Below are 14177 nucleotides of genomic sequence, written 5' to 3' on the forward strand. Positions count from 1 at the left end.
TCAGAAGGGCGCATTCGCACCGGTTCGAGGCGTCTTCGAGCCCGATGCGCCTGCGAGGGAGGCGTCAGGCGAGGCCGTGGCGGTGGGCGTAGACGACCGCGGCGACGCGGTCGCGGGCCCCGAGCTTGGCCAGCACGTTCGACACGTGGGTCTTGACCGTGGCCTCGCCGATGAACAGGCGCGTCGCGATCTCGCTGTTGCTGAGCGCCTGCGCCAGCAGCCGCAGGACCTCGCGCTCGCGCTCGGTCAGCCCGGGATCGACGTCCGGCCCCGTCGGCCGCGCGAACCGCTCGATGACGCGTCGCGTCACCTCCGGGGCGAGCAGCGCGTCGCCGGCGGCGACGACGCGCACGGCCGACACCAGCTCCTCGGGGCCGGCGTTCTTGAGCAGGAACCCGCTCGCGCCCGCGTCGAGCGCCTCGAAGAGGTAGTCGTCGCGGTCGAAGGTCGTCACGATCACCACGCGCGGCGGGTGGTCCCCGGCTGCCGCGAGGATGCGCCGCGTCGCCTCGATGCCGTCGAGGTCGGGCATCTGCACGTCCATGCAGATCACGTCGGGCCGGAGCGAGGCCGCCGCGTCGACGGCCTCGGCGCCGGTGGCGGCCTCGCCGACCACCGTCAGGCCCGACGCCTCGAGGATGGTGCGGAACCCCATCCGCATCGTCGCGTGGTCGTCGACGATCAGCACCCGCGCGGTCACGACACGGCCTCCCCCACCAGGGCCTCGGACCTCAGCGGGATGCGCACGCGGACGAGATAGCCGCCGCGCTCGCGCGGGCCGAACTCGAGCGATCCCCCGGACGCGGTGGCGCGCTCACGCATGCCGAGCTGACCGACCCCCGGTCGTGCCGAGGCGCGGACGCGGCCTGAGTTGGCGATCTCGAGCTCGACGGCGTCGGGCGTGTACCGCAGCCGCACGTCGGCCGAGACGTCCGGCCCGCCGTGGCGACGGGCGTTCGTCAGGGCCTCCTGCGCGATCCGGTACAGGTTGACGTTGGCGACCTCGGGCACGTCGATCGGCTCGCCGATGACGGTGAACGTGGTCGGCGTGCCGATGGCGGTGGTCTGCCTCGCCAGCGTCTCCAGGGCGTCCAGCCGCAGCGTCGAGGGGGCGTCAGCGTCCTGTCCCGGGTCGCGCAGGGTCGACAGCAGCTGGTGCAGCTCGCTGATCGCCGCCCGGGCCGACCGCTCGACCGACTCGAGTATGCCCTTCGCGGAATCCGGGTCGCGCTCGAGCACCGTGCGCGCCGCGCCGGCCTGCACGCCCATCGCCGACACGTGGTGGGCGACCACGTCGTGCAGCTCGCGCGCGATGCGGATGCGGTCCAGCTCGACCGCCTGAGCGGCGGACGTCTCCCGCTCCTCCTCGAGCTCGCGGGTGCGGCGGCGCAGGTCGTCGCGGGCCAGCGCGGCGGCATATGCCCGATCCCCCATGTAGTAGGCGCCGCCGAAGTACGCCGCGTTGATGACCCACTGGATCAGCATGAACGCGAGATACGGCGAGAAGGCGCCGGCGTACTGCTCGGCGTCGCCGGTGGGCTCGACCGCGCCGAGGTACGTCGAGACGATCAGCCACACGAGCATGCCGACGATGATCAGCGACCGGCTCCACACCGCGCGACGCCGGTCGGCGCACCACGCGCCCACCGTGTAGAACGCGATGAACATCGTCACCTGGCTGACGTACAGCTCCATCGACTCGACGGTGGCGCCGACGAAGTACGACGTGCAGACGATCAGCGCGACGGTGATCGGAAGCCGCCGGCGCAGCGCCAGCGGCAGCGTCGTGAGGGCGCTGAAGACCACGGCCCAGACGTCGGCGCCGTCCTGGAACGTGAACACCTGCGCGACCGCCGACAACGCGACGCTCAGCAGGGACGCGATGAACAGGGCCCCGGCGAGGCCGGCGTCGAGCCGCAGCTCGCGCGGCCCGATCGGCGGGCGGGACCAGGCGGCGTCGGGGCGGGACGTCGGGACGGGCATGCCACCACGGTACGGGGCCGGGGCGCGCCCGTCCTCCCCCGCGCGAGGGACATCGCCGCCCGTGAGCATCACGCTCCGTTACGCCGGGCGGGCGCAGCCTCGCACCGGCTCGCGACAATGGAGCGCATGACCCGCCCGCTGATCGGCATCTCCGCGCCGTTGCGCCGCCTCGACACCGAGCACGGCGCCGACCTGCCGTACGCCGCGCTGGGCACCGACTACATCGAGGCCGTCGAGGCCGCCGGCTGCATCCCCGTCGTGCTCCCGCCCCTCGGCGACCCGAGGCAGCTGGCCGCGCGGCTCGACGGACTCGTGCTCTCGGGCGGCGGCGACGTCGACCCGTCCCGCTACGGAGGCCGTCCCGAGCCCGGCGTGGAGTACAGCGCGCAGCGCGACGCGTTCGAGCTGGGCCTGGCGCTCACCGCCCGGGAGCGGCGCCTGCCGACGCTCGGGATCTGCCGTGGCCACCAGGTCGTGAACGTCGCCCTCGGGGGCACCCTGACCGTCGATCTCGGCACCACCGCGGTGCACGCGCCGCTGCTGGACGCCGAGCGGCAGTTCCGTCTGCGGCACGATGTCGAGCTCGACCCGCTCAGCCGCCTCGCCGGTGTGTACGGCGTCACCCGCCGTGCGGTGGGCACCCTGCACCACCAGGCGCTCGACCGCGTGGCGGACGGACTCCGGGTCGTCGCGCGCGCCGCCGACGGCGTCGTCGAGGCCGTCGAGGCGGTCGACGGATGGGACTACCTCGGCGTGCAGTGGCACCCCGAGAAGCTCTCGGCGCCGGACGAGTGGGCGTTCGAGCTGGCGCTGTTCGAGCGGCTCACGGAGGCCGCGGGGGGCGCCGCCGGCGAGGCCCGCACGGCCGACGTCGTGCTGACCGCCTGAGCCGCCGCACTCCGCGGCGCCGCCGATCTGGGCGATCGGACGAATCCGCCGCGTAGGAGGAATCCACCGCATAGGAGCCGACCGCTCGCATTGCTCCTACAGCATGGATTCTTCCTACGATGCAGCGGGTGTGATGGCTCTTCGCGGCCGGAGCGGAGGGCGACGTCTAGCGAGCTCGGGACCGAACGGATCAGCCGAAGATCATCGGGACGTCGTCCTCGTCCTCGTCGTCGCGGAAGTCGAGGTCGACGACCACCGGGACGTGGTCGCTCGGGGCGTCGCCCTTGCGCTCGTCGCGGTGGATCGACGCTCCCGTGACGGCGTCGGCCAGGGCGCGGGACCCCAGGATGAAGTCGATGCGCAGACCCTGATCGCGCGGGAACTTCAGCGCCTTGTAGTCCCAGTACGTGAAGCCAGCAGGCACGAGCGGCCGGACGACGTCGCTGAGGCCCGCGGCCTCGAGCGCGGCGAAGGCGTCGCGCTCCGCGGGCGACACGTGCGTCGTTGCTCCCTCGACGATCTGCGGATCGCCGACGTCGGCGTCCGTGGGGGCGATGTTGAAGTCGCCGACCAGCGCGAGGGGCAGATCCGGATCTGCCGCCAACGCGGCGCGGGTGTGGGCCTCGAGGGCCTTCAGCCAGTGCAGCTTGTAGACGTAGTGCGGGTCGTCGAGCGATCGTCCGTTGGGCACATACAGGCTCCACACCCGCACCCCGCCCACCGTCGCGCCGATCGCGCGGGCCTCGAGAGGCGCGTCCGGGCCGTCATGTCCCTTGAGGAATCCAGGCATTCCGTCGAAGGAATACTCCACGTCCTCGAGTGGCTCGCGGCTCGCGATCGCCACGCCGTTCCACTGGTTCAGACCGTGCGCCTCCACGTGATAGCCCGCGGCCTCGAACTCGGCGTAGGGGAACTGCTCAGGCTTGCACTTGATCTCCTGCATCGCCAGCACATCGATGTGCTCGCGCTCGGCGAAGGCGACGATCCGCCCGACACGGGCGCGGATCGAGTTCACGTTCCAGGTGGCGAGACGCATGGAACCAGCCTAGGACGGCCCGCATGCATGTGCGCCGATCCCCCGCCTCCTAGAATCGGACGCATGGCCGCATCCACGCCCGAACTCGAAGCCGACCGTCAGGCGCTCATCCGCCTCGTCCAGGACGAGGCCGTGTTCCACGGCGACTTCACCCTGTCGAGCGGCAAGAAGGCCACGTACTACGTGGACATGCGCAAGCTCACCCTGGACCATCGCGCCGCCCCCGCGATCGGCCGCATCATGCTCGACCTGATCGCCGACATCCCCGACATCGTGGCGGTGGGCGGGCTGACGCTGGGAGCCGATCCCATCGCCAACGCCGTCATGCACGAGTCGGCACGCACGGCGCACCCGCTCGACGCCTTCGTCGTGCGCAAGGAGCCGAAGGACCACGGCCGCGGCCGCCAGATCGAGGGCGCCGACGTGAGGGGCCGGCGGGTCGTCGTGGTGGAGGACACGTCCACCACCGGACAGTCGGCGCTCAAGGCCGTCGAGGCGCTGCGCCGCGAGGGCGCGGAGGTCGTCGCGGTCGCGGTGATCGTCGACCGCTCCACCGGCGCACAGGTGGCGATCGAGGCCGAGGGGCTCGAGTGGCGCTCCGCGATCGGTCTGGCCGACCTCGGCCTCGACCCCCAGTAGTGGCCACCAGAATCCGGCAGTCCGGAGAGCCGGACGAGCCGGGGGAGAAGGACGCCGTGCCCACCCGCATCGCGCTGGCCCTCGACCTCGGGGGCACCAAGCTGGACGCCGCGCTCGTCGACGCGGACGGGTCTGTGCTGACGGCCAGCCGCAACCGGCGCGCGACGGGACGCGCGGCCACACCCGCCGACCTGGACGCCGCGATCGAGCACACCGTCGCCCACGCGCTCTCGCACCTGCCGCGCGACGCCGAGTTCGCCGGCGTCGGCATCGGCAGCGCGGGACCCATCGATCTGGCCGCCGGCGCGATCCACCCCGTCAACATGCCGGGCCTGCACGGCTACGGCCTGGCCGACGCCGCCCACCGGTCGGCCGCCCGCGCGCTCCGCCACGATGACTTCCCGACGCGGCTCCGCCACGACGACTTCCCGACGCGGCTCCGCCACGATGGCGGCTGTCTGGCGCTCGCGGAGTCGTGGATCGGCGCCGCGGCAGGATCCCGCGCCTCCCTGTCGATCGTGGTGTCCACCGGAGTGGGCGGCGGGATCGTCGTCGACGGCGAGCCGATCGGCGGCGCCTCCGGCAACGCGGGCCACCTCGGCCAGACGGTGATCGGCGATCTCACCCTCGAGGAGATCGCGTCGGGCCCCGCCAGCGTCGCCTGGGCGCGCTCGCAGGGCTGGAACGGCGAGACGGGGGAGGACATCGCCCGCGACGCCGCGTCGGGCGACGTGGTCGCACGCGCCGCGATCGAGCGGTCGGCGGCCACCGTGGGGCTCGGCCTCGCGAACGCGTCGACCCTGCTCGACCTCGACGTGATCGCGATCAGCGGCGGCTTCTCGCGGGTCGCCCCCGACTACGTCGACCTGGTCTCGGCCGCCCTCGTCCGCACCGCGGTGCTGCCCTACGCCCGCGCGACCCGCGTGGTCCGCAGCGCGCTCGGCGACGAGGGCCCGCTGGTGGGCGCCGCGGCGCTCGTGCTGCGCTGACCCTCCGTCGGCCGAGCCCGCGCCGGAGACGTCAGAGGAGCGCCGACGTGCGACGCCCCAGCCCCATGGCGGCGGCGGCCCGCAGCTGATCGACGGTGTCGACGTCGCGCCGGAGCGTCGAGGCGGGCGGCACGTCCAGCACCGCGAGGCCTGCCTCCTCGTGACGCGCCCGCGAGGCGGCGCCGAAGGCCGGCTGGAGCCGCTGACCCGCCCGCGCGGTGACGAGCGTCGTGCCCGTGCCCTCGGCATCGGGCACGACGCCGAGGGGCACCTCGGCGGCCAGCTGCAGGGCCGAGTCCAGGTCGCGGGGGCTCAGCGCCGGGAGGTCGCCGAGCAGCGCGGCGCGGGGGAGCGACGATGGTGCCGCGGCCAGGCCGGCCGAGACCGCCGGGTTCAGCCCGGAGCCCGGGTCGGGGACGATCAGGGCTCGTCCCTGCAGCGCCGCGACGATGTCCGCATCGGAGGTGACGACGATCACCGTCGACACATGCGTGGCGCGGAATACAGCGTCGAGCGTGTCGAGGGCGATCGCGCGCGCGAGCTCGCCGCGTCGCCGACCCGCCGCGGCGGGCAGCTCGAGGCGGGACTTGCCCGAAGCGCCCTTCACCGGGACGACGACGGCCCACCCGGTGACGCCGGCCGGCGGCCGGGGGAGAGGCCCCGCGCCGTCCAGCGCCGCGTCCTCAGGCAACGTCTCGTCCGACGAGGCCTCGTCAGGCAAGGCCTCGTCAGGCAAAGCGCTCGTGCAGGCGCGGCAGCACGCGCTCGCCGTACAGGCGCAGGAACGCCTCCTGGTCATGACCGGGGTCGTGGAAGACGAGGTGTCGGAATCCGAGCTCCACGTACGTCGCGATCGCCTCGATGTGCTCGTCGACGTCGTCCGAGACGATGAAGCGCGAGGCGGCACGGTCGAGGGGCAGCTCCTCCGCGCGCCGCTGCATCTCGATCGGATCGTGGATGCCCGTCTTCTCCTCCGGCTTCAGGGCGAGCGGCGCCCAGAACCGCGTGTTCTCGCGGGCGGCGTCGAGGTCGGGGCGGAACGACACCTTCACCTCGATCATCGTGTCCACCGCGTCGCGCGAGCGATGCCCCTTCTCGATGCCCTCGTCGAAGGCCGGCAGCAGCTTGTCCGTGTACAGCGACGGATCCTTGCCGCTCGTGGTGATCCAGCCGTCCGCCATCCGTCCGGCCAGGCGCGTCGCGGCGGGGCCCGAGGCGCCGATGTAGATCGGCACGAGCGTCTCGGGGCGGTCGTAGATCGTCGCGTTGTGCGTCTGGTAGTAGGTGCCCTCGAACGTCACGCGCTCCTCGGTCCAGAGCGTGCGGATGAGCGTGATCGCCTCCTTCATGCGCTGGAACCGCTCGGGCGACTCGGGCCAGTCGAGCCCCAGGGTCACCTCGTTGAGCGCCTCGCCCGTGCCGACGCCGAGGATCATGCGGCCCGGGTGCATCGCCCCGAGCGTGCCGAACGCCTGCGCGACGACCCCGGGGTGGTAGCGGAACGTGGGGGTCAGCACCGAGGTGCCGAGCAGCACGCGGCTCGTGCGCTCGCCGACCGCTCCCAGCCAGGGGAGGGCGGCCGGGGCGTGCCCGCCGTCGTGCATCCACGGCTGCATGTGGTCGGAGAGGAAGACCGAGTCGAAGCCCACCTCCTCGGCGAGCACCGCATAGTCGAGCAGCTCGCGCGGCCCGAACTGCTCGGACGAGGCCTTATAGCCGAAGCGCATCGGGATGGTCATGTCGTGGCTCCTTCTCTCTTCTCCATGTCTCAGTGTGGCCGGGAATCCCCGCCCATGCCCGGCCGAAGCGGGACATCGGTCAGGGGATGAGGGAGGGGGCGAGGATCGCGTCGCGTGCGCGGGCGAGCTGCTCCCCGAAGTCGGCGACCGTGCCGGGCCAGAGCAGGGTGAGGCGCCCGGATCGCGGATCCGTATACCAGTTGCGGCATCCGCCCTCGATCCACGGGGTGCCGGCCGCGCGCGCGGCGATCTCGGCGGTGTACTCCGCCTCCGCCTCCGCCGTCACGCGGACCGTCCGTCCGCCCGCCACGAGCGCCGCGGAGAAGGCCGCCTGCTGCTCCATGATGAGCACGGCCGAGTTGTGGCCCAACGAGGCGTTCGGGCCGTTGAGCACATGCAGATTGGGGAATCCGTGGACGAGCGTCGACGCCACCGAGGTCATGCCCGTGCTCCAGTGCTCGTCGAGCGTGAGGCCGTGCTCGCCCGTCACGAGGCGCGCGTAGGGCTGCCGCGCCGCCTCGAACCCGGTGGCGAGCACGATCACGTCGGCCTGGTGTCGGGCGCCGCTCGCGGCGATCAGCCAGTTGTCGTCGACGGCGGCGAGAGCCGACGCCTCGAGCCGCACCGATCCGTCCGCGATGGTCGGGTAGAAGTCGTCGCTGAGCAAGACCCGCTTGCAGCCGAACGCGTAGTCGGGCGTGAGGGCCGAACGCAGCCCGGGGTCCGGCACCTGCCGGGCGAGGTGGCCGAGCGCGGCCTCACGGGCGCTCTCGGACGCTGCGGGATCGCCCGATCGCGAGGCGAAGCGCGCCTCGCCCTCCGCGTACAGCTCGTCGCGCAACGCCGCGAGCGAGGCCGGATCGGCCGCCCATGCGTCGCGCTCGGCGCGGGCGTACGCCCGGTCCCGGCGGGGCACGATCCATGCCGGCGTCCGCTGGAACAGCGTGACGTCCGCGCCCTGGCGCGCGAGCTGCGGGACGAGCTGTACGGCGCTCGCGCCCGTGCCGACGACCGCGATGCGCGCGCCCTGTATCCGGATCCGCTCGTCCCAGCGCGCCGAGTGGAAGACCGGACCGGGGAAGCCGTCGAGGCCCGGGACGTCCGGGATCACCGGCTCGGTGAGCCGACCGCACGCGAGGATCAGGTGGTCGGCGTGGAGCACCCGATCGCCGGCCTCCGCGGCCGACGGCGATGAGACGGTCGAGACGACCCAGCCGTCGTCGACCCAGCGGGCGTCCGTGAGGGCCGTGCCGAGGCGCAGGCGGCTGTCGAGCCCCTCGGCGTGCACGACGTGCTCCAGGTACGAGCGGATCTCGGCCCCCGGGGCGAACGTGCGCGACCAGCCCGGCCAGGGATGGGCCGAGAGCCCGTAGAGGTGGGCGGGAACGTCGCACGCGACGCCGGGGTAGACGTTCTCCCGCCACGTGCCGCCCACGCCGGAGGCGCGCTCGAGGATGACGAAGTCGGACACGCCCTCCGCCCGCAGGGCCATGGCGGCGGCGATCCCGGCGAAGCCCGCCCCGACGATGACCGTGCCGACGCGATCGGCCGGCCGGCCGGCGTCCCCGGTGCGCGGCGTCGTCATCCGCGTGCCTTCCGGCTCGCCTGGCGGGCCGCGCGAGCCGACGGGGTCTCGCGCACGATGCTGACGTCGCCGTAGGTGGTCGAGCGCTGCCGGAAGGGGCGGAAGAGCCCGCGGGCGATGTCGCGCGCGGCCTCGAGCGGCAGCTGGAGCCCCTGTTCGACACCAGCGCCCGGCAGCACGCGCCCGTCCATCAGGGTGCCGCCCAGATCGTCGCCGCCCGCCTGCAGCAGCTCGATCGACGCGGGCACGCCGTGGCGGGTCCAGGGGATCTGGATGTGCGGGATGGTGCCGCTCAGGAAGAGCCGGGACACCGCGACCATCGCGCGGTGCTCGTCGAGCGGCGCACGGGAGGCGACGAGCGGCGTGCCGCCGCCGAGCGGCTCGGGAAGGGGGATCGGCACGAACTCGGTGAAGCCGCCGCCGCTTCCGGAATCGGCGGCGGCGCGCTGGATCGCGGCGAGCTCGCGCAGGTGGGCGACGCGCTCCGCCGCGGTCTCGGCGTGTCCGTAGAACATCACGGAGGTGGAGCGGAAGCCGGCGCGATGCGCCGCGGAGACGCCCTCGCGCCAGCGCTCGATCGGCAGGTCGCCCGGCGCGATCAGCTCACGGACGCGCTCGCTGAGCACCTTGACCCCGGTGCCGGGGACCGTGTCCACGCCGGCCTCGCGCATCGCCCGCAGCGCGCCGTCCAGCCCGAGGCCCGAGCGGTCGGCGAGGTCGGCGACGTCCTGGGGACGGAAGGCGTGCAGGTGTATTCCCGGCGCGGCATGGGAGATCGTGCGCGCGATGTCCAGGTAGGACTCCGCATCCTGGCCCGGCGCGACCAGGCCCTGGACGCAGATCTCGGTGAGCCTCAGATCGTCCGCGTCGCGCGCGATCTCCGCCAGCCCGTCGAGGTCGTACGTGTCGGGCTCGCCGGTCGGCCGGCGCCGGAAGGCGGTGGAGGCGACGTTGCGGTTCGCGACGATGCTCAGGGCCTCGCCCACGGTGTAGCGACGCACGTCGTCGGCGGTGGCGGCGAGGCGGTCGAGGTCGCGGCCCTCCGCGCGCAGCAGGGCCTCCCATCCCGCGTCGTCGATCGAGCCGGGGGCCGCCGCGGCCTCGTCGAGGAGGCGGGCGATGCCCCCTCGGCTCGGCCGGGCGCGTGTCGTCTCCCCGCCCGTGTCCGCCGCCCGCCGCCGCTCGTCGTGACCGGAGCCGGCCGGATCGGTCGCTGACGCCCCCTCCGGCCGCAGCACCACGCCGGCCGCGCCCGTACGAGCAAGGCCGCTCACCGGGTCGGCGAGGGCGTACGTCACGTCGCGGATCTCCGGGTCGAGCCACGCGTCGTCGACGTAGGGAGGATGCGCGGTGAGGCGCTCGCGGAGCGCGAACCCGGCATCGGCGGTCGCCGCGGCGAGGTCGTCGAGGTGCGGCCAGGGCCGCTCGGGGTTCACGTGGTCGGCGGTCAGCGGGGACACGCCGCCCCAGTCGTCGGCACCCGCGCGCACGAGCAACGCGAACTCCTGCGGGTCGGAGAGGTTGGGCGGCACCTGGATCCGCATCCCGGGACCCATGACGAGGCGCGCGACCGCGACGGCGGCCACGTACTCCAGGAGGTCGGCGTCCGGCTGGTCCTGCATGGCGGTGCGCGGCTTCGCCCGGAAGTTCTGCACGATCACCTCCTGCAGGTGGCCGTGCCGTGCGTGCGCGTCCCGCAGCGCGATGAGCGACTCGGCCCGGTCGCGGAGCGTCTCGCCGATGCCCACCAGGATGCCGGTGGTGAAAGGGATGCGCGCCGTGCCCGCGTCGTCGAGCAGGCGCAGCCGCACGTCCGGGTCCTTGTCGGGCGACCCGTAGTGCACCTGTCCGGGCTCTTCGTACAGCCGCCGCGAGGTGGTCTCGAGCATGACCCCCATCGAGGGCGCGACGGGGCGCAGCATCTCGAGCTCCTCGGGCGTCATGATCCCGGGGTTGAGGTGGGGGAGCAGCCCGGTCTCGGCCGTGATGGCCCGGGCCATGTCGGCGACGTACTCGAGGGTCGACGCGTAGCCGTGGCGGTCGAGCCACGCCCGCGCCTCCGGCCAGCGGTCCTCGGGGCGGTCGCCGAGGGTGAGCAGCGCCTCCTTGCAGCCGAGCGCCTGACCCTGGCGGGCGACGGCGAGCACCTGGGCGCGCGACATGTACTCGGGCTTGTGCTGCTTGAGCAGCTGGCCCGGGGTGTCCACGAAGATGCAGTAGTGGCAGCGGTCGCGGCAGAGCGTCGTGAGCGGGATGAACACCTTGCGCGAGTACGTCATCACGCGGGGCCGGCCGATCCCCTCCAGGCCGGCGTCGCGCACGCGGGCGGCGGCGTCGAGCAGGCGGTCCAGCTGCGCTCCGGTCGCGGACAGCAGGGCCTCGGCCTCGTCGGCGGCGATGGTCTCGCCCGCCTCGGCACGGGCCAGCGCGGCCTCGAGCGTGGAGACATCGGGATCCAGCAGCGTCACCGTCTCAGTCTCCCACCGTGCGGGCGCGCCCGGGCCGGGCGATCGTCGCCGTCCTGTGACCGTTCCGCCCGACGGCGTCCGCGAGCGCCTGGCAGGATGGATCGCATGGTGACCCTGCTGCTCGATCAGACGCAGCTGGAGATCGTGCTCACGCGCACGGAGCGCGTGCTCGCCGCCCAGCGCGACAACATCCGAGTCGACCGTGCGTCGATCGCGCGTCTGCAGCTCACGGACGAACCCGTGACGTGGCTGCGCGGGGTGCGAGCCCCGGGAACGCACCTGCCGCGCCTGGTGTCGCTGGGCCGGTGGCGCTCGGCGCAGGGCGACGACTTCGTGGCGATCCGTCACGGCCGCCCGGGTGTGGTGATCGACCTCACGGGCGACGAGCGCTTCGCGCGCCTGGTGCTGTCGACGCGTCATGGGCTCGCACTCGCGAACGCGCTGCAACTGGATGCCGAAGGCGCCGAGGCCTGACGCGAAGGCCTCCGCGGAGAGCGGAGGCCTTCGATCTGTGCGATCTGGTCGTCGGCCGGCGGGCCGTCGACGCGCTCAGGCGCGGGGGTCGCCGTCGCGTCGTTCCAGCTCGGCGGCCTCGTCGAACGTCGCGAACAGGCGTCCGAAGCCGTCCTGCGGCGCCGGCGCATCGGTCTGCGGCGCCGGCGTCTCCCGCTTGGCGAAGCGGGCGAAGCCCGGCCAGCCGCGCGAGGACGCCGGCTGCTCGTCGTCGGTGGTGGCGCCGAACGACGCGCCGCGCGGGCGCGGCGGAGCCTGCGGGATGAAGTTGGTCACCGGCTCGAAGGCGAGCGGGTCGACCGACGACGCCGGTCGCGGGGGAGCGACCCCGGCTCCCTGGTCGTCCTGATCGGCGTCCCCGTCCCGTCCGTCGCCGTGGTCGGCCTCGCCGACCTCGACCACCTCGTCCGGGGCCTCGAGCGGATCCGGGGTGTCGGCGTCGTCGGACCGGGAGGGATCGACGTCGCCCGCGTGCCGGCCGTCGTGGTCGTCCTCGTGCCGCTCGTCAGAGGCGGGCCGGCCGTCGCCCTCGGGCTCGTCGTGCGCGTCCTCGACCGTCGCGTCCTGGCCGTCCACGTCCTCCTGCGCGTCGACGTCGTCCTGGCCGTCGACGTCGTCCGCCGCGTCGACGTCGTCCTGCGCGTCGGCGTGGGCCGTGACCTCTCCGTCAGCGTCGGCCTCCGAGCCGGGCAGGTCGACGACCGAGTCGGCGGTCTCGAGCGAGTCGGGGTCGTCCGCATCCTCCTCGGCGGGTGACGGGACCGCCTCCGGAGCCGGCACCCATCCCGGCGTGGGCTGCTCGCCCACCGGGGACGCCGCGATCAGCGCGGTCTCCCCGGCGATCACCTCGCGCTCCACCTCGGACAGGGGGCGGCTGAGGAATGCCAGCGGGTCGCGCCCGCCGTCAGCGGCGGGACGGTCCTCGGCCGGCGTCTCCTCGGCCGGCGTCTCCTCGGCCGAGGGGGCCACCTCTTCGGCCGAGCGCATGCCGGTGCGCGGCTCCGCGTCGACCCCGTCGGTGCCGTTGACGTCGTCCAGGGCGTCCTGCGCGGTCTGCGCCGGGCTCGGCTCCTCCGTCCCGTCGGACGCCGGTTGCCCGGTCGCGCCGCCGCCCGCCGCACCCGTCGTCGGCGCGGCGGACTCGTCGGACTCGGCGTCGCCCTCCGCTCCCGCCCCGTCCTCCGTCTGCACGTCAGCGGTCCCCTCCTGCGCGTCGGCCTTCGCCTCTTCGGGCGCGTCCGCCTCCGCGGGGGCCTCCTCGGGCGCGTCCGCCTCCGCCTCCGCGGGGGCCGGGACCGGCGCCGTCCACGCGCCGCCGACGATCTTCAGGAAGACGTCCTCGAGGCTCTGCTGGCGCAGCTGCAGCGACGACAGCGGCACGCCTGCCGCAGCCGCCAGCTCGCCGATCTCGGCCGTGGTGCTGCCCGGCACGTTGAAGCCGGAGCGCAGCAGCTCGAACTCCACGCCGCGCTCCCGCAGGGCGTCGCGCAGCGCGGCCCGGTTCGGGGAGTCGACCGCGACCACCGCGTCGACGTCGGCCAGGTGCTCGATGCCGCCGCTGAACAGCAGCCGCCCGTTCGAGATGATGAGGATGTCGTCGGCGACCTGCTGCACCTCGCTCAGCACGTGGGACGACATCAGCACGGTGCGGCCCTCGTCCGCCAGCCGTCGCATCAGCAGGCGCATCCAGCGGATGCCCTCCGGGTCGAGGCCGTTGGCGGGCTCGTCGAAGACGAGGACTCCCGGGTCGCCCAGCAGCGCCTCCGCGACGCCGAGCCGCTGGCGCATGCCCAGCGAGAAGCCGCCGATGCGCATGTCTCCGACCGCGCCGAGGCCGACGACCTCGAGCACCTCGGCGACGCGGGTCGCGGGCACGCCGATCGACCGGGCGACCGACATCAGGTGTCGCTCGGCCGTGCGCCGGGGCCGGTACGACGGGTTCTCGAGCAGGGATCCCACCTCGCGCCGCGGCTTGTCCAGCCGCGCGTAGGGGACGCCGCCGATCAGCGCGCTGCCCTCGGTGGGCCGCAGCTCGCCGAGCAGGATGCGCAGCGTGGTCGACTTGCCCGCCCCGTTCGGGCCGACGAAGCCGGTGACGGCGCCGGGCTCGACCCGGGCGGTCAGGTCGGACACCGCGGCGACGTCTCCGAAGGTCTTCGTGACTCCGCGGAACTCGAGCACCTTGCCGTCGGCCATCCGCTCCCTCTCATGGGGTGTACAGGTCCCACGACGCGGGCGCCTGCGCGCCGCGCCATGACACCTATCTTGGCCGATGTCGCGCCGAACCCGGGGATTCGCGGTGCCGGGCGGCCGAACCCGGGGGCGGGTGCGCGTGCC

General features: G+C 73.9%; 12 protein-coding genes. 4 read left to right on the forward strand and 8 right to left on the reverse strand.

The window, feature by feature from the left end; genetic code table 11:
- Positions 1 to 64: 64 nt before the first annotated feature.
- Both K5S26_RS14185 and K5S26_RS14190 read right to left on the reverse strand, forming a co-directional pair.
- Positions 65 to 700: a response regulator gene (locus tag K5S26_RS14185; protein ID WP_221859331.1), complete on the reverse strand. Its 636-nt coding sequence runs from the start codon at positions 698 to 700 to the stop codon at positions 65 to 67.
- Complete coding sequence (locus tag K5S26_RS14190; RefSeq protein ID WP_221859333.1) at positions 697 to 1983, reverse strand: sensor histidine kinase; 1287 nt, start codon at positions 1981 to 1983, stop codon at positions 697 to 699. Before K5S26_RS14190 ends, K5S26_RS14185 begins: the two co-directional genes overlap by 4 nt.
- Positions 1984 to 2109: 126 nt before the next feature.
- On the opposite strand from K5S26_RS14190, the gene K5S26_RS14195 reads away from it, so the two are divergent.
- On the forward strand, positions 2110 to 2871 hold the full coding sequence (locus K5S26_RS14195) for a gamma-glutamyl-gamma-aminobutyrate hydrolase family protein (RefSeq protein WP_221859335.1): 762 nt from the start codon (positions 2110 to 2112) through the stop codon (positions 2869 to 2871).
- 190 nt (positions 2872 to 3061) lie between these two features.
- Here K5S26_RS14195 and K5S26_RS14200 read toward each other — a convergent pair whose 3' ends face one another.
- Positions 3062 to 3907: an exodeoxyribonuclease III gene (locus tag K5S26_RS14200; RefSeq protein WP_221859336.1), complete on the reverse strand. Its 846-nt coding sequence runs from the start codon at positions 3905 to 3907 to the stop codon at positions 3062 to 3064.
- 63 nt (positions 3908 to 3970) lie between these two features.
- On the opposite strand from K5S26_RS14200, the gene pyrE reads away from it, so the two are divergent.
- Complete coding sequence (gene pyrE / locus K5S26_RS14205) at positions 3971 to 4546, forward strand: orotate phosphoribosyltransferase (protein ID WP_221859338.1); 576 nt, start codon at positions 3971 to 3973, stop codon at positions 4544 to 4546.
- 56 nt (positions 4547 to 4602) lie between these two features.
- The gene (locus K5S26_RS14210) at positions 4603 to 5535 is read left to right on the forward strand and encodes an ROK family protein (RefSeq protein WP_221859340.1); all 933 of its coding nucleotides are present in this window, start codon (positions 4603 to 4605) and stop codon (positions 5533 to 5535) included.
- 31 nt (positions 5536 to 5566) lie between these two features.
- Here K5S26_RS14210 and cofC read toward each other — a convergent pair whose 3' ends face one another.
- From cofC to cofG, 4 genes are all read right to left on the reverse strand, one after another.
- Positions 5567 to 6256 (reverse strand): 2-phospho-L-lactate guanylyltransferase, encoded by a 690-nt coding sequence (gene cofC / locus K5S26_RS14215; protein WP_246604053.1) that lies wholly within the window; start codon positions 6254 to 6256, stop codon positions 5567 to 5569.
- A 7-nt stretch (positions 6257 to 6263) separates the two neighbouring features.
- The gene (fgd, locus tag K5S26_RS14220; protein ID WP_221859344.1) at positions 6264 to 7274 is read right to left on the reverse strand and encodes a glucose-6-phosphate dehydrogenase (coenzyme-F420); all 1011 of its coding nucleotides are present in this window, start codon (positions 7272 to 7274) and stop codon (positions 6264 to 6266) included.
- 79 nt (positions 7275 to 7353) lie between these two features.
- On the reverse strand, positions 7354 to 8859 hold the full coding sequence (locus tag K5S26_RS14225) for a flavin-containing monooxygenase (RefSeq protein ID WP_221859345.1): 1506 nt from the start codon (positions 8857 to 8859) through the stop codon (positions 7354 to 7356).
- Positions 8856 to 11327, reverse strand: coding sequence for a 7,8-didemethyl-8-hydroxy-5-deazariboflavin synthase CofG (gene cofG / locus K5S26_RS14230; protein WP_221859348.1), 2472 nt, complete (start codon positions 11325 to 11327; stop codon positions 8856 to 8858). Before cofG ends, K5S26_RS14225 begins: the two co-directional genes overlap by 4 nt.
- Positions 11328 to 11432: 105 nt before the next feature.
- Between cofG and K5S26_RS14235 the strand changes: the two genes are divergently transcribed.
- Positions 11433 to 11801 (forward strand): hypothetical protein, encoded by a 369-nt coding sequence (locus K5S26_RS14235; protein WP_221859350.1) that lies wholly within the window; start codon positions 11433 to 11435, stop codon positions 11799 to 11801.
- Positions 11802 to 11876: 75 nt separating this feature from the next.
- Here the strand turns inward: K5S26_RS14235 and K5S26_RS14240 are convergent, their stop codons facing one another.
- Positions 11877 to 14036, reverse strand: a complete 2160-nt coding sequence (locus tag K5S26_RS14240) for an ATP-binding cassette domain-containing protein (protein WP_221859352.1) — start codon at positions 14034 to 14036, stop codon at positions 11877 to 11879.
- Positions 14037 to 14177 lie beyond the last annotated feature (141 nt).

The sequence above is a fragment of the Microbacterium marinilacus genome (assembly GCF_019753765.1).
GTDB lineage: Bacteria > Actinomycetota > Actinomycetes > Actinomycetales > Microbacteriaceae > Microbacterium > Microbacterium marinilacus.

Excerpts from the sequence above, each read along its gene's own strand:
- K5S26_RS14190 (WP_221859333.1), bottom strand. The coding sequence starts at position 1,983 with ATGCCCGTCCCGACGTCCCGCCCCGACGCCGCCTGGTCCCGCCCGCCG.
- K5S26_RS14195 (WP_221859335.1), top strand. The coding sequence starts at position 2,110 with ATGACCCGCCCGCTGATCGGCATCTCCGCGCCGTTGCGCCGCCTCGAC.
- K5S26_RS14200 (WP_221859336.1), bottom strand. The coding sequence starts at position 3,907 with ATGCGTCTCGCCACCTGGAACGTGAACTCGATCCGCGCCCGTGTCGGG.
- pyrE (WP_221859338.1), top strand. The coding sequence starts at position 3,971 with ATGGCCGCATCCACGCCCGAACTCGAAGCCGACCGTCAGGCGCTCATC.
- fgd (WP_221859344.1), bottom strand. The coding sequence starts at position 7,274 with ATGACCATCCCGATGCGCTTCGGCTATAAGGCCTCGTCCGAGCAGTTC.
- K5S26_RS14225 (WP_221859345.1), bottom strand. The coding sequence starts at position 8,859 with ATGACGACGCCGCGCACCGGGGACGCCGGCCGGCCGGCCGATCGCGTC.
- K5S26_RS14235 (WP_221859350.1), top strand. The coding sequence starts at position 11,433 with ATGGTGACCCTGCTGCTCGATCAGACGCAGCTGGAGATCGTGCTCACG.
- K5S26_RS14240 (WP_221859352.1), bottom strand. The coding sequence starts at position 14,036 with ATGGCCGACGGCAAGGTGCTCGAGTTCCGCGGAGTCACGAAGACCTTC.